The organism is Caulobacter sp. D5, from assembly GCF_003185805.1.
Taxonomy (GTDB): domain Bacteria; phylum Pseudomonadota; class Alphaproteobacteria; order Caulobacterales; family Caulobacteraceae; genus Caulobacter.
In genome coordinates, this window is record NZ_QHJY01000023.1 from 1 (window position 1) to 19,950 (window position 19,950).

Genomic DNA, 19,950 nt, shown 5'->3' on the forward strand with positions numbered 1-19,950 from the left:
CGCGACCACCACCCCGCAGGCGTCGCCGCGCGCCGTGGCCGGCGGATCGACCGCCACCACCACCCGGTCGAACTTCGCCGGCGGCGCCCCGCGACACCGCGCCAGGTCCTCGGCCCTGAACAGGCCGCCGTCGGTCTCGACGACGATCCCCTCCAGCTCCTGGGCCGCCAGCCGGGTGCCGCCGTACAGCGCCTCCAGGCTCGCCAGGAACCGGGGCGCCAGGTTGCCGGCGTTGGCCGCCGTCCCCGCCCGCGTGGTCGAAACCCCCGCCTCCGCCATCAACACCTTCAACGCCCGGGTCGGACGCGGCGTGGTGGTCACCACCAGCCTCGGATCCTCGCCCAGCCGCAGGCCGAACCGCAGCATGGCCAGGGTCTCGCTCGCCTTGGGCCAGGCGCAGAACTCATCGGCCCAGGCGGCATGGAACTGCGGCCCGCGCAGGCTGTCGGGATCTTCCGCCGAGAAGGCGTAGGCCGCCGCGCCGTTCGGCCAGACCAGCCGGCGACGCGAGCTTTCCCAGCGCGGCCTGAAAGCCGGCCCGCTCGCCGCCCGCAAGCCCGACGCCCCCTCGACCATCACCTCGCGCACGTCATGCAGGGTCGGCCCCACCAGCGCCATGCGCGGCACGGAAAGCGCCATCTGCGCCATCCATCGCGACCCGGCGAAGGTCTTGCCCGACCCTCGTCCGCCCAGCAGCAGGAAGGTCGACCAGCCTTCGACCAGTTCGAGTTCCTGGTGCGGCAGGGCCTCAACCAGATCGACGCTGAGAAACCTCCGCTTCTGATCGAAGTCCATCGCCGCGATCGCCACCGCCCTGTCCCTCGCTGCGCTTGCGCTCCAGCAGTTCAGCAAGCTTGGCGACCTTGGACTCAACTGCGGCTCGAAGCTCTTCGGGATCGTCGGGGATCTCGCCATGCATGTCGGCCTCGTCCTCTTCGCCGCCGGTCGCGGCGGCCTGCTTGGGTTCGGAAATCATGGCGACCACCGCCTTGGCCGACCGCGCGAAGGTCCCCATCATCCGGGCGCGCTTGTCGGCCAGGGCCACGACGGCGACATCGTCGCTGTCCTTCGCCCGGTCCCATTCGGCGTCCATCGACGCCATGAGGTCGCCCTGGAGCCTCTCGCCCCAGCGCTGCGCCTCGTCGCTTTTCTCGGCCATGACAGAAGTGTACGGCGCCAGCGAACGCGTCTGATCCACGACGCTGATAAAGTTGCAAGCCGCCGGAATCGCCAGACTTTTTCCGCCACAAACCGGGGATCCACGGCGCTCTATCCCCGTCGGCGGCGCAACCTGCTAGACCTTGGCCATGGACGCCGTCGCCTATCTGCACCTGCCGCCCGGCGCGTTCCCGCCGCCCGAGCCGCCCCCGGCTCCGTTCAAGGCGGTCCTGGTGCTGGAAGCTCCGGCCGAAACGACCTGGCGAGCCGAGGTCGCCGCCTGGCTGGCGCGATCCGGCTGCCGCTACGCCCTGGCCTGGGGAACCGACTGCGAGGCCTGGCACGACGCCATCGACGACGCCGCCTTCCCGGGCGACCCGCCCGACGACGACTTCATCATGACCACCTGGCACGACGACGAGCCCCTCGAAGAGGTCGCATGGTTCGCCGCCCACGCGGCCCACCATCCGTCCCTCGACCTACCCGCCATCCTGATCGTCCACATCGCCGCCGCGCCGGACGAGGCTTGGCTAAGGGCGACTTTCCAGGCGCCCCGGCTGGATAGCCCCGCGCGACCTGCTAGACCTTGGCCATGAGCAGCCAGTTCGATCTCCAGCGCAAAGCCGCCTGGGCCAAGACCCTGGACGCGCTGGCGGGGCACGAGGCCCTGCCCGCGCTGGCCGCGATCGGCTGGCGCCTCGTCGGCGAGGCGGAGGAGCGCGAGCAGATCCTGGCCGCCTTCTATCGGCGCTACGGCGGCGACCCGGTCGTGCCCGCCTTCCGCCGCGACGACACCGACGCCGTACTCGTCCTGCTGACGCCCTGGACCGCCAGCGACCTGCGCCCGGCGATCGAGATCCACGACTACGCCGCCCCCGGCTGGGCGCGCATCGGCGCCTGGCGCGACGTCGCCGACTGGATCGCCGAGCGCCTGAACCCGCCCGCCATCCCCAACCGCCGGCCGGTCGCCGCCTTCGACGAGATCATCGGCCTGATCGAGCGCGCCTATGCGAAACGGGAGGGCGTCTTCATCCGGAACGAAGACGTGGTCCACTGGTCGATCGACCTGAACCTCGAACCGGCCGACGTGATCGACCGCATCGCGGCCTATCTGGTCGAGGGCTTCCACACGGGCGCGCTCGACTACACCTACTGCGACACCGTCGCCAACGCCGTCTCGGAATCGACGCTCGACCTGGGCGGCAGCGACAGCTTCGCCTGGGAGACCTACCTCGCCTTCGACGAGGGCGAGTATCGCCACCGCGGCGAGACCGACGACCCCGTCGAGAAATACACCCGCCCGGCCGTCGCCGCCCTGTTCGCGCAGCTTCGGGCGCGGGACCCGGCGTCCTAGTAAGGCAGCTCCGGCGGCGTCTGCGGTTGCGGCCCCTGCCCCGGCGGCGGCTCATCCGGCGCCGCGTCGGCCTCCAGTTCCGAGGCCGTCCGCGCGAATTCCGACGACAGGGTCTCGTAGAACCCGTTCCTCGGATCCGGCGACGTCCTCGGCTCGGGATCGGGCAGCAGCCACGGGAAGTCGCGGATCGCCAGGTTCTGGTGCGCGGCCAGCATGAACCGCCGCCAGATGCTGGCCGGGATGTCGCCGCCGACCACCTTGTTCATCGGCTTGTCGTCGTCGTTGCCCACCCAGACGCCGGTCACGAAATCGGGCGTGAAGCCCACGAACCAGGCGTCGCGCCAGTTCTGGCTGGTGCCGGTCTTGCCCGCCGCCGGCCAGCCGAAGGCCGCGCGCTTGGCGGTGCCCTGGTCGACCACCTTCTTCATCATCTTGACTATCATGCTGGCCTTGGCGACGTCGTAGACCTGGGTCGGGGCCAGCGGTCCGCGGCTGTAGATCGGCCGGCCGTCCTGGGCGGCGATGCTCTCGATGACGTACGGGTTCACGCGTTGCCCGCCCAGCTGAAACACCTGGAAGCCCGAGGTCATCTGCAAGAGATTGACCTCATAGGCCCCCAGCGCCACCGAAAGATCCGGCCGTTCCGGCAGGCTGGTCACGCCGAACCGGCGGGCAAGGTCGGCCACCCGCGAACCGCCGGCCTCCTGGGCCAGCTTGACGGCGATGGTGTTGGTCGAGGTGACCAGGGCCTGCTCGACCGTCATCGGCCCGCGATAGTCGCCACCGTAGTTCTCCGGCTTCCAGTCGCCGAACTGCACCGGCGCGTCGACGCGGATGTCGGTCGGCAGCACGCCCTTCTCCAGGGCGGCGGCATAGACGAACGGCTTGAAGGTCGAGCCCGGCTGGCGCCGCGCCTGCACAGCCCGGTTGAAGGGGCTGGCGATATAGTCCGTGCCGCCCACCATCGCCCGGATCGCCCCGTCGGCCGAGATCGACAGCAGCGCCGCCTGGCTGGCCCCCGCATGCTCGCCGCCCAGCGCGATGGCCTGGCGCACGATGTCGGCGCCCGCCTTCTGCAGGCGGCTGTCGATGGTCAGGCGCACCACCAGATCCGGCGCGTTCTGGCCGGCGATGCGGATCGCCTCGGTGGTGGCGTAGTCCAGCACCCAGCCGTAGTCGCCCTCGTCGCTGACGGCGTCGGGCGACAGGCGCGGGATGTCGTCCAGCGCCTTGGCCTCCTCCTCGGCCGTGATCCAGCCCTCTTTTTTCATGTTGGCCAAGACCAGCCGCGAGCGGGCCAGCGCCCCCTCCATGTCCCGCGTCAGGGCCAGGCGCGACGGCGCCTTGGGCAGCGAGGCCAGCAGGGCGGCTTCGGAGAGGGTCAGCTGGCTGGCCGGCTTGCCGAAATAGGTCCTTGCCGCGCCATCGACGCCATAGGTGTTGGCCCCGAAGAACACGCGGTTGAGATAGAGTTCCAGCACCTCGTCCTTGCTCAGCACCTGCTCCAGGCGCCAGGCCATCAGCATTTCCTGCAGCTTGCGCTCGACCGTGCGGTCGGGCGTCAGGAACAGGCCCTTGGCCAGTTGCTGCGACAGGGTCGAGGCGCCCTGCACCGTGCGGCCGGCCCGCCAGTTGACGTAAGCCGCGCGGGTGATGCCGTAGAGGTCGATCGGCCCGTGCTTGTAGAAGCGCTTGTCCTCGGCCGCCAGGAAGGCCAGCGGCACGTAGCCCGGCACCGTATTGACCGTCACCCGCTGGCCGTAGCGCGGGCCGCGCGTGGCGATCACCTGGCCGCTGCGGTCCTCGAACCGCACGCCCGGCGCGCGGTTGATGGCGAACAGGGCCTCGCGGCTCGGCAGCTCCGGCGTGTCCTTCAGGTACTTGAACCACAGATAGGCCGCGCCCCCGCCCACGGCGATGAAGCCGATCAGGGCGCTGACCAGCAGGGTGATCCACACCCAGCCCCAGCCGCCTTTCTTGCGCGGCGGCTTCAGGTCGGCCCGGAACGGCTCCTCGGGCGGCCGTTGTGGAGGCTGCGCCGGAGGCTCCGGCGGAGACGGCGGAACAGGCGCGAATCCGCCCTGCGCCGGCGGCGTCGGGCGCGCGGGCGTGTCGTCGAACTTGTAGGGCGGCAGCGTCCAGTCGTTCACGTGCGGTGTTGCGTCCAGTTGGTCTTCTTGGCGATTGGGTTTAGGACGCCCCGATGATGGCGCGCAAACCTTTCTGGGAGACGAAATCCCTTCACCAGATGACCGTCCCCGAGTGGGAGAGTCTATGCGACGGCTGCGGCCTTTGCTGCCTGGTTCGCTTCGAAGACGAAGATACGGGCGAAGTGATCCCCACACGGGTGCACTGCCAGCTGCTCGACGCCCATCTTTGCCGCTGCAGCGACTACCCCAACCGCCGCAAGACCGTGCCCGACTGCATCAAGCTGACGCCGCACAACATCGAGGACCTGGAGTGGATGCCCCCCTCCTGCGCCTATCGCCGCCTGCACGAGGGCAAGACCCTGCCCCAGTGGCACCCCCTGATCACCGGCGACCCCGACAGCCCCCACAAGGCCGGGATCTCGATCCGCGACCAGACCATCAGCGAAACCAGCCTCGACGACCCCGAAGACGCCATGGACTTCGTCGCCACCGACCTGATGGTCGACAAGGGCGACTGGCCCTACGAGCCGGACGAGGACTGACTTCAAGACCCTCCCCCTGAAGGGGGAGGTGGCCCGGAGGGCCGGAGGGGGAAGTCCCTCCTGGCTCTCGATCCCGCCCGGCCTCCGCAATCGCTTCCCCCTCCGTCGGCTTCGCCGACACCTCCTCCTTCGGGGAGAGGGTCCTGGGTTTCGCGACCGCCCCGCGTGCGCTACCCCTGCCCCCATGCTCACCCGCCGCACCCTCGCCCTGTCCGCCCTCGCCCTGCCGCTGGCCAACGCCGCCCGCGCGCAAGTCCCCGAACCCTGGCGCAAAGCCGATCGTCTCTATACGGACAACTTTACCCAAGGCCTGACCAACTGGACGATCGAGGCCGAGAAACCCGCCGCCGTGAAGGCCGAGAACGGCGTCCTCGAGCTCGACGCCCCGGCCGGCCTCACCGCCTGGTTCAAGCCGCGCTTGCAAGGCCCGCTGCTGATCGAATACCAGGCCCTGGCCGTCTACGAAGGCGGCCGCAACGACCGGATCAGCGACCTCAACGCCTTCTGGATGGCCACCGACGTCCGCTCCCCGGACGACCTCTTCGCCAGTCCCCGCAGCGGCGCCTTCGCCGACTACGACCTGCTCAAGACCTACTATGTCGGCCAGGGCGGCAACTACAATTCCAGCACCCGCCTGCGCCGCTATGTCGGCCGGGCCGGCGATCGCCCCATGCTGCCCCAGCACGACCTCAAGGACGCCCGGACCCTGCTTCAGCCCAACCGCTGGGTCGCCGTCCAGCTGGTCGCCTATGACGGCCTGATCCAGTACTGGGCCGACGGCCGCAAGCTGTTCGAGCTGGCCGACCAGGATCCCTACCGCTCCGGCTGGTTCGGGCTGCGCACCACCTGGAGCCGGCTGCGGTTCAAGGATTTCGCCGTGTGGCGGCTGGCGGGGGCATAAAGACCCTCCCCCCGAAGGGGGAGGTGGCCCGAAGGGCCGGAGGGGGAAATCCCTGCTGAGGTCGAGGCGATTGCTGGATCACAGGCCACGTCCCCCTCCGTCGGCTTCGCCGACACCTCCCCCTTCAGGGGGAGGGTCATGAGCTTCGAAATCTTCCGAAACCTCGCCTCCTCCCCCGTGACGACTCAAGGTTGATCGCGCACCATCCTCCCCGGCCGCCGCCCGAGCCTCCCGGCGGCCTTTCGGGAACATCATGAACGCCGTCTCCAGGGCCCTCGTCGCCCTCTTCGCCCCGTCGCGCGACCAGCATCGCCGCGCCTACGGACCCGACCTGCTGCGCGCCGCCGCCATCCTGCTGGTCATGGCCTGGCACATGCCCAAGCCCGCCCGGCCCGAGCCGCTGCTCACCGTCCAGCCGTTCGGCTGGCTGGGGGTCGACGTGTTCTTCGTGCTCAGCGGCTACCTGATCGGCGCCCAGCTGCTGAAGGGGATCGCGGCCGGGAACGGCGTCGACTTCAAGCGCTTCTGGACCAGCCGCGCCTTCCGCATCCTGCCGGCCTTCCTGGTGGTGCTGGCGCTCTATTTCCTGCTGCCCGGCTTCTCGGACGGCAAGGCGATCCAGCCGCTGTGGCGGTTCCTGACCTTCACCATGAACGTCGGCCTCGACTACCGCGTCACCGGCGCCTTCACCTCGGCCTGGTCGCTGTGCGTCGAGGAGCACTTCTACTGGATCCTGCCGCCGCTGGTCCTCCTGCTGGCCCGCTTCAGGGGATGGGGACCCAGCGTCGCCGTCGGCGCGGCCCTGATCCTCGGCGGCATGGCCCTGCGCTGGGGGATCTGGCACGGCCCGGCCGCCGATCCGTCCACCCGGCCGGCCGACTTCCTGCGGCTGATCTACTACCCGACCTGGACCCGGCTGGACGGCCTGGCCCTGGGCGTGCTGCTGGCCGCCGCCCGCATCTTCCGCCCCGCCCGGGTCGCCCGCTGGCTGCCGCCGACGATCACCGGACCGCTGGGCCTGGCCGCCGCCGTCGCCACCGTGATCCTGTGCCTGCGCACCGCCGACGGGGTGGCGCTGGACCTGACCGGCGCGGTCTTCCTCTATCCGCTGGCCTGCCTGGCCACGACCCTGCTGCTCTGCGCCCTGCTCGACCTGGAGCCGGCCCTGCAGCGGCTGCCCCTCCAGCCCGTCACCGCCGTGGCGACCCTCGCCTACAGCCTCTACCTCGTCCACAAGCCGGTGCAGCACATGCTGCGCGAGGCCCTGGGCGACGCCGTGCTGCGCGGCTGGACCGGCCTTGGCGCCTATCTCGCCGCCGACTTCGCGGCCGCCGTCCTGCTGTGGCTGCTGATCGAACGCCCCTTCCTGCGCCTGCGCGAGCGGGTGCTGCGCAAGCCGGTCCCGGCGCCGGCGGAGGAGATGAAGCAGGCGGCGTGAGGCCTCCGCCACGCCGCGATGGGGGCGATCGGGGCGGGCCGCCCAACCGCCCGCAATGCGCTTGCAACCCCAAATACGCGCGTTAAGGTTGATATCGAGCTTGGGGGGCCAGCTTGATGAAGACCAAACTGACGGCGTCGGAAGCGACGTTCTGCAACAACGTCTCCGCCGGCGAACCGGCGCGGCTCAAGGGCAAGCGGATCGACGCCAGCGTCATCCGGCAGCTCCTGCTCGGCCTTCCGCCCTGCAAGCCGCCCCAGAACTGCATAACCGTCACGGCCGCGGGCATCGAGCTGCACGGCGCGACGATCGCCGGACGCCTCAACCTCGAAAACATGACCGGCGTCGGCGGCGCCCCGCTGCCGTCGCTGGTGTTCGAGGACTGCCGCTTCGTCAGCGGCCTCAGCGCCGCCCACGCCCACCTTGGCCGCCTTTCGCTGTTGAACTGCCGGTTCGAGGGCGACGACACGCGTCCGAGCATCGACCTGACCGGCGCCCAACTCTCGACAGACATCGACCTGTCCGGCGTCCGGGCCGTCGAAGAAGACGGACTGTGCTGGGTCTCGATGCGCGGTGCGCGCATCGACGGCAACCTCAAGGCCTGGGGCGCTTTCTTCCGCGGCCCCGGCCCCCGTGAAAACGAGGCCCGCGACCAACGTCGACGTGCCTTGAACCTCGACATGGCCGACGTGATTGGTTCGGTCCAGCTGACCCAAACCACCGTGGAACGCGGCTTTTCCGCCTCCAACAGCACCATCGGCGGGGACGTCTGGCTGTCCGGCGACACCTTCACGACCTATCTCGACGATGCGGTCAATTTCCAGTCCGCCCACATCAAAGGCAACCTGATGCTGACCAGTCTCGTCCAGACGGGCGAGCAGGGCGGTCGCGCCTTCGTTTCCGAAGGCGCGCTCTGGATGCTGGGCGTGCGCGTCGAGGGCTCGCTCCGCATTCGCGGCGCGGATGTGACCAGTCCCGGGTTCCACGGACTTGTGCTCGACGGCTCCACCATCGGTGACTTGGCCATCAGGGAGGGCGATCGCGGCGTCGACGATCGGACCGCCATGACCGGAAGCATCTCGGCGCTCAACCTTTCGGTGGCGCACAACGTCGTCTTCTCGCAGCTCCGCCTCGACAAGGCCGCTGAGTTGCGGCTCACGGGCTGCGAGATCGGTGGCGATCTCCTGATCCATGACCTGGGCGGGCGCCCGGAAGAGACGTCGGTGACCCACACCTCGTTCGGCCATGAACTGCCGGGTCCGTCTCGCGTCGATATTTCGATGACCCATTGTCGACGGCTCGAGATCTTCGACAGCTTCGCGAGCCACTTCATCGCCCGCGGAACCACCACGGAAGCCTCCTGCTATCTGGGTCTGAACGTCACCCATACCGCCGACCTGACCGAATTGAACGTCGGCGCCTCGCTGGACCTCACCCCATTCAGGTTCGCCTCCAACGGTGGCGAGCTTTGCCTCAAGGATGCGGATATCAAACGCGCCCTGCGCCTTTCCCAGCCTTGGGGAGAGAGCAATCCGTTCAAGTCCTACAGGATCGTGTCGGCGCGGGAAAAGTCGCTGCTCTCGATGCCGGGCTACAGGCTGGTGGAGGCCGTCTGGAATACGAGGGTGGTTTCGACGCCTCGGGTCCAGACGATGCACCTCATACGACCCGATGGGGGCGTCGAGACCTTCGATGGCTCCCGCCAACCCCTCGAACAGGCCATCGAGAAGGGGCACATCGACCTGAAGGGTCGAGACGAGGTCATCGAATTCCTGCGCCTGTTCAGCGGCGTATGGCACGGGGACGACAGCCTGTTTCGCATCGTCACCGAACTGTCCGAGCTTCACCGCGTCGATGCGGCGACTTCCGGCTCCAAGGTCGAAGCGCCGCCGCCTGGGCCTTCACAGCTCGAACCGCCGCGGGTGGAACAGGAAGCCGACATCGAAGATGGAACGAGCGCCGTCTCTCCCCCCGCCGACGACGCAGACGCTCGAACCAAGGATGCAGCGGGCGATAGACTCTTCACGCTGGCCGACCTGCCGGCGGAAGCGCTGGAAGTGAAGTTCGAGAAGGTGGGCAAGACCTTCGATGTCTGGGCGGCCGTGCTTTACGATCGCAGCCTCTACCGCGCCCGCTTTCGCATCACGCCTTCGCCCGCCAAGGATGAAGCCGTGGTCTTCATGGTCGAGGACACCAAGCTTACCGTGAACCTGGATCTGGCTCCGATCCGGATGGTCAAGCGCCAGATCCAGCTCCCCCTCGTCGGTGATGTCCCCCAGGCCCTGCCGCCGCTTCTTCCCGGCATGGAGGGGCTCAAGCTGGAGGAGCGCGAGCGCCTGGCGCCGAAGCTTCTGGTCGGCGTGGCCGGTGAAGCGCGCCTCACCGAGGCCAAGGTCGATCTGCGCGACGTGTCCTGCGACACCCTGGAAGATCGTCATGGCGCGGCCTGGGACGAGAACGTCCGGCTGAAGCTGGATCGCTTCACCTACCGGCAGGTCGACTCGGGCGACATCGAGGACGGCAGCGTCGCCCAACGTCGGAAGGACGACGCCACGACGCTTCCCAGAAGCCTGGCGATGTTCGACATCATCCGCTGGATCAGCGCCCACACCGGCAGGCTGACCTATCTGGTCGAGGTGATCGAGCGCAAGAACACGCGCCTGGCCTGGCTGCGCCGCCAGTACAAGAATCTGGAAGGCAAGCGCTTCCCGCCCGCGGCCGAGTATCGCCCCCAGCCGTTCGAGCAGATCATCACCGTCTCGCGCGCGGCCGGCGACGAGGAGGCGGCGATCGCCTTCGAAATCGAGAAGATCCTCATCGAGAGCCGGCTGTTCGACCGCCGCACGCGGACCGGCTTTTCGATCGCCGGCGGCCTCTTCTGCCTGTTGGCCATGGCGGCGGCTTGGGTCGCCCATCTGGCGCTTCTGCCGACCATCCTGATCGGCGTGACGATCTTCTTCGGCGTGGCCTATGTGGTGGCGATCAGCCAGCTCGTCTTTCGCCTGGGTTTCGGCTATCTGCGCCGGCCGCTCAACGCCTTCGTCACCCTCGTGCTCAGCATTCTGATCGGCTATGCGGGCGTCTTCACCGCCAATGCGCGCGGGCTGCTGATCGTCGACCTGACCCCCGTCGCCCCGGCGATCGGATCGCGCGCGCAGGCCGAGGATATCGGCACGCCCGAGGCCAACGGCGTCCATTCCGACGTGCCCTGCGGCCGGTCGATCGACGAGCTGCTCTATGCGGTCGACGTCTTCATCCCGCTGATCGACCTGCGGCAGGAGGATCGCTGCGAGGTCGGCCCGGCCCATCGCGAGCTGTCGGCCGCCGAGCCCGCCGCGCCGCCGCGCATCCCCTGGCTCGCGGCCGTGAGCCGGCTGGCCGACCCGGCGCTGGACTCGCCCCGGTTCTGGGAGCTCGCCAAGGCGATCTACGCCATTATCGGCTGGATCGTGATCTCCCTGACCATCCTGACCTTCGCCCGCGCCACCCGTCAGCGGGAGGAGAACTGAGGACCGTCTAGGCCGAGCGCGAGGAGCGCGAGCCGAAGAACCACGCCAGCACGGCCATCAGCAGCACCAGGCCGACGAACAGCGCCACCAGCACCGGCCCGCTCTCGCGCCAGCCGCCCTGGGCCAAGGACACGATCGCCGGTCCCAGCCCCGCCGACGCGACCAGCAGGCTGACGACCACCACGCCGATCCGCCGGACGCCCAGAGGCGCGGCGGGCTGATCGGCGCTGACCGGCGTCCGCAGCGTGCGCAGGTGCATCCCGACCCCGACCCAGGCGACGAGCAGCGGCCCCAGCATCAGGGCGGCGACGGTCAGCCACGCCCCCTGGACGCCAGCGCTCAACAGCACCCCGCCGACGAAGGCCAGCCAGAGCACCGATAACACCCCGGTGGTCGCGACCGCCGCGGCCCGTCCGGTGAGGCGCCTGCCGATCTCGGCCAGCGCCAGCAAGGCCGCCAGCCCCAGGGCCGCCACGCCCAGCAGCGTGGCCAGGAACGGCCCTTCCTCGCGCCCGCCGCTGGCGACGAACCGCTGCAGCCGGTCGCCGAGCGCCGACCACAGGAAGAACACGGCGAGCAGCCCCTCGAAGGCGGCCCACAGCCATCGGCCCAGACGCGATTTCAGCAGAGTCTCCATGCCCGCAAAGGTAGCGTTTCAGCCAAACACCCGCAATCGGCTCGCCCGCCGCCAAACTTTCCGCCTTCCCCCTCCCCGCGCCCTGCTATAGGCCCCATCTCCTTCGCCTCCCCCCGCCTCACCTCCCTCCCAGACGTAAAGACCGCTCCATGGCCGCCCCCGCCCGCGCCCCCGTGCTCGCCCTCAAGGACGTCCGTCTCGCCGACGGCGCCAAGCCGCTGTTCGACGGCGTGGACCTGGCCCTGGAGCCGCGCGTTCGCGCCTGCCTGGTCGGCCGCAACGGCGCCGGCAAGTCGACCCTGCTGAAGGTCCTGGCCGCCCAGGGCGCCGAGGCCGACAGCGGCGAGCGCGCCGTGCAGCCGGGCGCCAAGGTGGTGTTCGTCAGCCAGGAGCCGGACATCACCGGCGAGACCCTGCTCGACTACTGCACGGCCGGCGGCGCCCAGGACTACGAGGCCCACGCGACCCTGGCCGACTTCGGCCTGGACTTCCAGAAGAGCACCCAGGGCCTCTCGGGCGGCGAGCGCCGCCGCGCCGCGCTCGCCCGCGCCTTCGCCGAACAGCCCGACGTGCTGCTGCTCGACGAGCCGACCAACCACCTGGACATCTTCGCCATCCAGACACTGGAAGAGGAGTTGGCCAACTCCAAGTGCGCGGCCCTGATCGTCAGCCACGACCGCGCCTTCCTCAACCGCGTCACCCAGCGCACCTTCTGGCTGGAGCACCGCAAGGTGCGCCGCCTCGACAAGGGCTTCGCCGAGTTCGAGACCTGGAGCGAGCAGGTGCTGGCGGCCGAGGCCGACGAGGAGCGCCGGCTGAACAAGCAGCTGGAAAAGGAAAACGCCTGGCTGGCCCGCGGCGTCCAGGGCCGCCGGGCCCGCAACGAAGGCCGCCGCCGCGCCCTGATGGACCTGCGCGCCCAGAAGCGCGACATCGTCGCCGACAAGCGCGGCTCGATGACCATGGCCGTCGAGAGCTCGGGAACCTCGGGCAAGCGCGTGGTCGAGGCCAAGGGCCTGACGAAAAAGTTCGGCGAGCGCACCATCGTCGAGAACTTCTCGACCCGTATCCTGCGCGGCGACCGCGTGGCCCTCGTCGGCCCCAACGGCGCCGGCAAGACCACGCTGGTGCGCCTGCTGCTGGGCGAGCTGGAGGCCGACGCCGGGACCGTGCAGCTGGGCACCAATCTCGAGGTCGCCTATGTCGACCAGAACCGCATGGCCCTGTCGGAAAAGATCACCGTCTGGGACTTCCTGACCCCGTCGGGCGGCGACTCCATCCTGGTGCGCGGCCAGCCCAAGCACGTGGCCGGCTACGCCAAGGAGTTCCTGTTCACCGAGGCCCAGCTGCGCCAGCCGGTCACCAGCCTGTCGGGCGGCGAACGCAACCGCCTGCTGCTCGCCCGGGCTCTCGCCACGCCGATGAACCTGATGGTGCTCGACGAGCCGACCAACGACCTCGACATGGACACGCTGGACCTGCTGGAAGAGTTGCTGGCTGATTTCGAGGGAACCCTCATTCTCGTCAGCCACGATCGCGACTTCATCGACCGCCTGGCCAGCTCGACCATCGCCATGAACGGCCACGGCCAGGTGCTGGAGACCCCCGGCGGCTGGAGCGACCTGATCGACCAGGCGCCGGACTTCTTCAAGGGCGCCCGCGGCGCCGCCGGCGACTTCGCCACCGGAACCGGCTCGCACAAGGCCATCGTCACCCCCGCCGCCCCGGCCGCGCCCAAGAAGAGCGTCAAGCTCTCCTACAAGGACCAGCGCCGCCTGGAGGAGTGCGAAGCCCTGATCGCGGGCTCCCCCAAGATCCTGGCCGACCTCGAGAAGAAGCTCGACGACCCCAACCTCTACGCCCGCGACCCGGCCGGCTTCGACAAGATCATGAAGTCGCTGGACAAGGCCCGGGCCGACCTGGCGCAGGCCGAGGAGGACTGGCTGGCGCTGGAGGAGAAGCGGGAAGCGCTGGCGGGGTGAGAGGGGTGGACTTTAAGTCAGGGCGATACGTTATCGCTGCACCGGCATCCGCAACCAACTAGTCAACCCAACCTCGCTCGTTGGGGGCGTTGCCCCCAACGAGCGATCAGCCAAAGGCTGGATAAACAAACCATATATAGATCACATAATACTATTTATGCGATCAACAATACCTCGCAATGACGATCGCAATTCACCACTGATATCGCGCCTATTCAGAGCATTTTTCGCAGCAGCCCGAACTCTCATAAGCAGCTCAGACCCAACAGAACTATAGTTTAGCGCCAAATCCATTTCTTTTGCACACAATTCCACCCCCTCCAAATTCAGGAGGGAAATAATTCTTCGAATTTCTATATAAATATCTTCGTTACTCATGGAACACTCGAAAACCAATTCATATCGACCGAGTTTGGAGGCGTAACCACCTCTATGCCACCACCAAGATTTCCTCCAACGGCAGGCGCAGGCCTTGTCACGAACGGCGTTCCTAGCGGAAGCTGCCCCATTTCTATGAAGTTTGCATTGGCGATATTTTCAGCCGGAATGCCATACCGATTGCCATATCCCGCAGAGAGAGGATGCTCAAGCGCCCAGAATTGCGCCTCGGCAGTTTGACTTCGGCCGGTGGTTCCAAAGCGATATAGCGACGCCCCAGCCTCGACTTGCGATCGAGCGGCAAGAGAGGCAGCGTCACCCGCCTGCTGCGCGACGCCATAAGGTGTTGCGATACCAGTAGGTGTTTTTATACCGCGCTCAGCGCCGCGCTCAAATAGCCCGGCAATCCTCGCCCAAATGCCGGGCGACTTGGCGACACCGTAGACGACAAGGGGCGACAACTCTACGGCGGCTTCCACTCCCTGGTAGACGGCCCCAGTAGCGGCAGCAATAGTAGTTCCTGTAGTGGCGGCCCCGTAATTATACGTCCCGACAGTAGTTCCCGTCGGCGTTTTTATTGGCACAGCACCGCCAAATAGATGACAAATAAATCCGCATGTAGGATGCGATGAATTCGACGGCCCCGCATACTGCGTACCAGTAGGATCGACCCGATTCATTGGGTCTCCGCCGACATAGTCGTACAGATTTAAGCCGTCAACAAAACCCTCCGGGTCCGTTTGCATGAACCGCCCCAGGGTCGGCGAATAAGCGCGCGCCTTATAGTGATAAAGCCCCAGTTCGGAGATCCATGCCTGCCCCGTATACTGGAAACGTCCCTGATTGGAGGCGGCCGGAAGGCCGTATTCGTCATAACGATTGATATAGAGCGCGCCCCCTGAGACGTCAGTCGCCGCCACGATGGAGCCTTGGGCGTTCGTCAGCAGCCACCGACGATTGCTCGCATCGCCTCCCTCGTACCAGACCATGGGCTCATCGGCGCCCGGCCCCGGCACATAACGGCGCAGCAGGCCGCCATTGTATTCGCCGACCAGATTTGGACCGGAATAGAGGAAATTGGCGGTCGCTCCACCCAGCGAGACCTGCCAGAGACGGCCAGACGGCTCATAAGCCAGGACCGCACCGGTCGAGGTGCTGGTGATGTTGTTGAGCAGGTCGTAGCCGTAGCTTGTTCCAGCGCACTGACTGGAAGCGGTCGCGAAGCTATCGCACCAAAGATTGCCTCGCGCGTCATAGCGAGTATCGACGCCGCCCACCGTGGCGTATTGGTTCAGGCCATTGACCGTATAGGCCTTGGTCGGTTGAGCGGCCGTCCATTCGTAGACGCTGCTGGACGCCTCTCGCCCCGCGACCTGGCGGGCCGCGTTGTAGGTGAAGCTCCAAGTCTGATCAAAATAGCTGCCAGCGAGGTCGTGGCCGAATGTCTTCAGTCGCGCAGCGGTGTCGTAGGTGTAGCTGGTCGTTACGCCGTTCAGTCGCGTGACGGTAGAGCGGCGCCCGAGAGCGTCGTAATTGAAATGGACAAGCTCAGCCGCCCCCTGCTCCCTGATAGCGACCATCATGTCGGCCGCGTCGTACTCGTAGGTGACGTAAAACCCGTCCGGCCAGGTGATGCGGCTGCGCCGGCCGGCCCCGTCGTAAGCGTAGGTCAGAGTCAGGGACGCCGTCGTCTCGCTGGTCATGCGGCCCAGCGCGTCGAAGGTCGCGCCGGCCGTTCCACCCGCATAGGAGGCCGAAATCCGATGACCGAGCAGATCGTAGGCGTAGGTTTCGCCACGCAGGCCGTTCGCCGCCCTGTTCAGGGCGTCATAGCTGAAGGCCACGGTCTCGCCGCTGCGCCGCCGCCAACTGATGCGATTGCCGCTGGCGTCGTAAACATAGGCCTCGTAGTCGCTCGCGCTGCTGCCGCCGCCAGAGACGTTGGGATAGCTCACCTTCAACAGGCGATCGAAGCCATCATAGTCGTAGGTGGTGAGATTGCCGTTGGCGTCGGCGACAGTCTTGAGCTTGCCGTTGCCGGTATAGGTCTGCGTCCGCTCGACCTGCGCGATTGACGTGCCAACGGCGAGTTCGATCTGCACCTCACGACCACCAGGGTCATAGGTCGTCCGCTTGATCCGATCGGGACCAGCGGCACCCTCCGTTCCCAGGTTGCACGCCGAGGCCGGCAGCGAGCCGAACGCATCCGGGTTCATCCGCGTGGCTTGGCATTGAACGCGGAATAAGGCGTCATAGGAGATCTGGGTGACGCTGGTGACCGTCTCGGCCGCGGCCGCGCCGCTCAGACCGATCATCGCCGTGGCCAGCGACAGAAGACCGCCGCTCAGGACTTGTGGCAGGAACTTGCGAAGGCTCACGCGCCGCCCTCCTCGATCTTGATGGCCAGGCCGGTCGTCGGGTCGTAGGAGGTGCGCTTGAACGTCGCCGGCGCAAAGTCGGAGCCATCGACGGCGTTGCCCGATCCCGACTGCGTCAGGTACTCTCGGCCGTCGGCGTCGTAGCTGTGCTTGACGACCACTCTGGGCCTTTCGCCACTTCCATCCGGATCTGGCCCAATCTCAAAGACTTTCCGACGCATGGCGTCATAGGTGACATAGGCCCGATCCTCGGCGCCCGGCAGCGGCCCGTCCACCCAGACCTGATTGCCGTTGTCATCGTAGCCGTAGCTGATGGTCTGCCAAAGATTGCCGCTCGTCGAGGGCGAAGCCGCGCTGGCGTTGCCAGCGCGGACCGTAACCGCCGTCAACTGTAGATTGTTCGTGCCGTATTCGTAGCTGGTCACCACCTCGTCCGCCGAACCGACGCACGACGCTGGATTTCCCGCCGTCGCAACCTTGCACGTCGAAGTGCTCGTCAGGCGCCATACGGGCGTGGAGGCCACCAACGCTCCGTTAGCGTTCTGGACCATGGGATAGAGTAGAGCATAGGTGTTGCGCTTTTGAGGACGCACGCCATTGGCGTCTGCCGGCCCAGTCTCGGTCAAAAGACCGCCATGCTCGGTCGCGTAGGTATAATCCGTCTGGTTGGACCGCGCATCCTTGCTCCAGACAGGCTTGTTGCAAAACTTGCTGTTCGTCGCGTCACAGGACGCGGGAAATCCGGCGGCCTCTACCTTTGGCGTACCGCCTCCACGTGGATAAGTGGTGATCGAGGTCACATTACCGCGCGCATCATAGGTATAATCCGAATACCCCCCGGTCAGCGTTGCGCCGCTATAGGAGGCATCCGGCGTTATTTGTCGCTTTAATTTATACTTAACCGCCCCAACTGAATAATCTGTTGAATTATAATATTGATACGTCGAAATTAACCCATTTTCATCTTTAACTTCCCCAAGAAGAATAACAGGAATGTCTATCAACCCAGGGATGGGCGTCAATCTTTTCACAATTTTGGTATAGCCGTATGGATTGGTGACGGTTGCATTCATTACCCCGTCCGTGCTGGTCGATGGCCCGAACGATTGCGAATAGTTCCAAGTCTGCCCTCGCGCCACCACCTTTTCTACCGGATCCGTCCAATCATCTCCGGTATCCGCCACATACGATATACCGGACGGCATCCTGTATCCGGTCAATCGAATCTTCGCCAACGCGGACGGCTCCAAACCGGCGGAGCTGTAGAGCATTGCGGACAAAGCCCCCAGAAAAACGCCCGCGCCATCGCTGTATAAGAATTCTTGCCCAGAATAGCCGATATTCAACGTCGGCCACGACGCCGCATTGCTCGCAGTGCAAGTCAATGAGGACACACTTGGATCGCAATAATTTTTGGAAGAATTGATAATATATATCTTTGTTGGCCTGTACCCCGCAGGAAGCAGCGCAGTTTCGTATTTGACCATCCACCCCAGGGAGCTAGAAACTCCAACGAGGCTTTGAGACTGGAACGTCAGCCTATAAGTAAGCGTGGCCATTACCGACGAAAGAGCGCCCGACGACTTATAGTATAGCTTAATAATCTCTCCATCAGGCTTCGTTACTTGATAAGCAACGCCGCGATTGGCCGCGAGACCCAATGTCGAGCGCTTGGTGGTATCATAAAGCACAACCGCGCCATCAGCCCGAACGTAGGTGCAGGTCGTTCCGGCGCAGCTGAAACTCCCGCCTTGAGATTGCTTGGAAACCCAGGGCGAAGAGGCATTTTCCCGCTCAAAGCCTTCCGTCGAACCTCCATAACTGACAGCCATGACCGTCAACTCATCGAAGTTGTCGGTATACTTGGAACTGTTAATCCCGGAGCTGTGATTGTCGCCGAAGGGAAGGTTGAATCCGGTCGAGGATACCGAAATTCCGCTATTTTCGTCGCCCGCGGAAATCCCCGGCACGCGCATGGAGAGATTGCCTTGCAGCAACTCCACGCCGTTCGCATCGATAACCGACAGGGATGGAGGTTGCAGCATGGTCTGCGCCCAAGCCGGGGTGGACAGGACCGTCGCGGCTCCCGCCACGAGGAGCAAGCGCAACGCACGCGACGAACGCGTCGCGGCTTTGCGATCGAAAGCCGCGCCCATCATCTTGTTCACCAAAACCAACGCCCCCAACGCAAGCGACCGAACCCAAGGTCAAGCTTGCATAGGTCTACAACCCAAAAATCAGGATGCAAAGGCCGTCGAAGCAGCTTGTGGTTGCCTCGGCGGTCTGCCTGGAAGTTGGACGCCTTTCGCCTAGCGGGCGAGCGGCGCCTCCCCTACTCCACCTCCGTCGCCCGGGCCGGTTTCGCCTTGCCCGCCTCCGTCCCCTCGCCCGTGAATGGCTCCAGGCGGAAGCTCACCCGGGTCGGGGCCAGGGTCGTGCGGTACTTCACGTGGGGCTGGCCGACGAAGTTCCAGGTGGTGTCGCCGCCGACGCCCCATTGGGCGGCGTCGATCAGCAGGGTTCCGGCGTCGTGGGGGACGATGTCGGTGGATTTCCAGGTTCCGGCCGGACGGCGGTAGAGGTCCTGGTAGGGGAAGGCCAGGGCGTTCATCATCAGCGGCTTGTCGGCCGCCTCGACCCGCAGGCCCGCCGCACCCTGGCCGCCGCTCAGCTCCAGCCAGCGGACGCCGGTCTTGTTGCCGGTGTCCTGGGGCCGCATGTAGTCGTGGTTCTGGTCGGCCAGGGCGCCGCGCCACAGGCCGATCGGGGCCGAGGTCAGGCGGTCGACGTAAGACTCGTGCGGGCCGCGGCCCAGCCATTCGACGGTCTTGGGCTGGCTGGGCAGGGTGAACCACAGGCCCACCCGCACCGGCGGCGGCAGATCGTCCTTCAGCGGGGTGAGGTCACCGGTCACCGCCACCGAGCCGTCGCCGGCCATGACGTAGGTGGTGACGAACCTGGCCGCGCCCGCGCCCAGGGCGTGCTCGACGACGACCTGCGCCTGGCCGCCCTCCAGCTTGCGGGCGGTGATCGCGCGCACCTGGCGCACGTCGGTCATGACGCGCCAGGGCTTCTGCTGGGCGACCGTGCCGGTGGCCGTGTCGTTGTCGGTCTCGGCCCGGAAGAAGTTGGGCGCTCCGCCCTGGGCCAGCACCGTCCCGCCCTTGGCGTAGCCGGCGACGAGGCCGGTGGCGCGGTCGATGGTCAGCTTGGCGCCGGCCGCTTCCAGCACGACCGCGTCCTTGCCGTCGGTCAGGGCGACAGCGCCCGAACGGGCGACGGCGGGCTTGCGGGTAGCGGAGACCGCGAACTGCTCCCAGCCCACCACGAAGCCGGCCGGGGTCATCGGCACGGCCCCCGCCTTGGCCTTGGCGCGCACGGTGACGAAGTATTCGACGCCCGGCCTGGTCGCGATCGCCGGCAGCGGCAGGGTGAGGGTCTCCACGCCCCGGGCCTTGGTCGACAAGGCCGGCAGGGCGCCCGAGGCGACCTCGATCCCGTCGCCCTCCAGCACCCACTCGAA

At 66.7% G+C, this 19,950-nt stretch carries 15 protein-coding genes; 7 read left to right on the forward strand and 8 right to left on the reverse strand.

Going from position 1 to position 19,950, the window contains the following annotated elements; translation table 11 throughout:
• The coding region (locus DMC18_RS01865) for a terminase large subunit domain-containing protein (RefSeq protein ID WP_199232531.1) at window positions 1-795 on the reverse strand (795 nt) is incomplete at its 3' end.
• Window positions 749-1,159, reverse strand: a complete 411-nt coding sequence (locus tag DMC18_RS01870; RefSeq protein WP_110118074.1) for a hypothetical protein — start codon at window positions 1,157-1,159, stop codon at window positions 749-751. The genes DMC18_RS01865 and DMC18_RS01870, both read right to left, overlap by 47 nt.
• Before the next feature lie 148 nt (window positions 1,160-1,307).
• On the opposite strand from DMC18_RS01870, the gene DMC18_RS26480 reads away from it, so the two are divergent.
• Both DMC18_RS26480 and DMC18_RS01880 read left to right on the forward strand, forming a co-directional pair.
• On the forward strand, window positions 1,308-1,754 hold the full coding sequence (locus DMC18_RS26480) for a hypothetical protein (protein ID WP_199228310.1): 447 nt from the start codon (window positions 1,308-1,310) through the stop codon (window positions 1,752-1,754).
• Entirely contained in the window at window positions 1,751-2,512 is a 762-nt protein-coding gene (locus DMC18_RS01880) for a hypothetical protein (protein WP_110118075.1), read from the forward strand. Before DMC18_RS26480 ends, DMC18_RS01880 begins: the two co-directional genes overlap by 4 nt.
• Here the strand turns inward: DMC18_RS01880 and DMC18_RS01885 are convergent.
• A complete protein-coding gene (locus DMC18_RS01885) occupies window positions 2,509-4,662 on the reverse strand; it encodes a transglycosylase domain-containing protein (protein ID WP_110118076.1) in 2,154 nt (717 codons plus the stop codon). The two genes, DMC18_RS01880 and DMC18_RS01885, sit on opposite strands and share 4 nt — an antisense overlap.
• Before the next feature lie 53 nt (window positions 4,663-4,715).
• Between DMC18_RS01885 and DMC18_RS01890 the strand changes: the two genes are divergently transcribed.
• The 3 genes from DMC18_RS01890 to DMC18_RS01900 all read left to right on the forward strand — a co-directional run bounded on the left by DMC18_RS01890 (window position 4,716) and on the right by DMC18_RS01900 (window position 7,543).
• A complete protein-coding gene (locus DMC18_RS01890) occupies window positions 4,716-5,204 on the forward strand; it encodes a YcgN family cysteine cluster protein (RefSeq protein WP_110118077.1) in 489 nt (162 codons plus the stop codon).
• A gap of 184 nt (window positions 5,205-5,388) precedes the next feature.
• Window positions 5,389-6,105 (forward strand): DUF6250 domain-containing protein, encoded by a 717-nt coding sequence (locus DMC18_RS01895; protein WP_110118366.1) that lies wholly within the window; start codon window positions 5,389-5,391, stop codon window positions 6,103-6,105.
• 253 nt (window positions 6,106-6,358) lie between these two features.
• Window positions 6,359-7,543 carry an acyltransferase gene (locus DMC18_RS01900; RefSeq protein WP_110118367.1) on the forward strand — a complete coding sequence of 395 codons (1,185 nt, stop codon included), beginning with the start codon at window positions 6,359-6,361 and terminating at the stop codon, window positions 7,541-7,543.
• An 82-nt stretch (window positions 7,544-7,625) separates the two neighbouring features.
• On the opposite strand, the gene DMC18_RS27120 is transcribed toward DMC18_RS01900, so the two are convergent.
• A complete protein-coding gene (locus DMC18_RS27120; protein WP_255580248.1) occupies window positions 7,626-7,760 on the reverse strand; it encodes a hypothetical protein in 135 nt (44 codons plus the stop codon).
• A 118-nt stretch (window positions 7,761-7,878) separates the two neighbouring features.
• Here DMC18_RS27120 and DMC18_RS01905 point away from each other — a divergent pair, with 118 nt between their 5' ends.
• Window positions 7,879-11,052 carry a hypothetical protein gene (locus tag DMC18_RS01905; RefSeq protein ID WP_146217944.1) on the forward strand — a complete coding sequence of 1,058 codons (3,174 nt, stop codon included), beginning with the start codon at window positions 7,879-7,881 and terminating at the stop codon, window positions 11,050-11,052.
• 7 nt (window positions 11,053-11,059) lie between these two features.
• Here DMC18_RS01905 and DMC18_RS01910 read toward each other — a convergent pair whose 3' ends face one another.
• On the reverse strand, window positions 11,060-11,689 hold the full coding sequence (locus DMC18_RS01910; protein WP_110118369.1) for a hypothetical protein: 630 nt from the start codon (window positions 11,687-11,689) through the stop codon (window positions 11,060-11,062).
• A 149-nt stretch (window positions 11,690-11,838) separates the two neighbouring features.
• Here DMC18_RS01910 and DMC18_RS01915 point away from each other — a divergent pair, with 149 nt between their 5' ends.
• On the forward strand, window positions 11,839-13,671 hold the full coding sequence (locus tag DMC18_RS01915; RefSeq protein ID WP_110120505.1) for an ABC-F family ATP-binding cassette domain-containing protein: 1,833 nt from the start codon (window positions 11,839-11,841) through the stop codon (window positions 13,669-13,671).
• Window positions 13,672-14,045: 374 nt separating this feature from the next.
• On the opposite strand, the gene DMC18_RS01920 is transcribed toward DMC18_RS01915, so the two are convergent.
• From DMC18_RS01920 to DMC18_RS01930, 3 genes are all read right to left on the reverse strand, one after another.
• On the reverse strand, window positions 14,046-16,427 hold the full coding sequence (locus DMC18_RS01920) for an RHS repeat-associated core domain-containing protein (RefSeq protein WP_110120506.1): 2,382 nt from the start codon (window positions 16,425-16,427) through the stop codon (window positions 14,046-14,048).
• Entirely contained in the window at window positions 16,424-18,595 is a 2,172-nt protein-coding gene (locus DMC18_RS25545) for a hypothetical protein (protein ID WP_146217945.1), read from the reverse strand. The genes DMC18_RS01920 and DMC18_RS25545 overlap by 4 nt, the downstream gene beginning before the upstream one ends.
• A 164-nt stretch (window positions 18,596-18,759) precedes the next feature.
• Window positions 18,760-19,950 (reverse strand): beta-galactosidase domain 4-containing protein (locus DMC18_RS01930; RefSeq protein ID WP_233248036.1); only part of this gene is annotated, 1,191 nt, incomplete at its 5' end.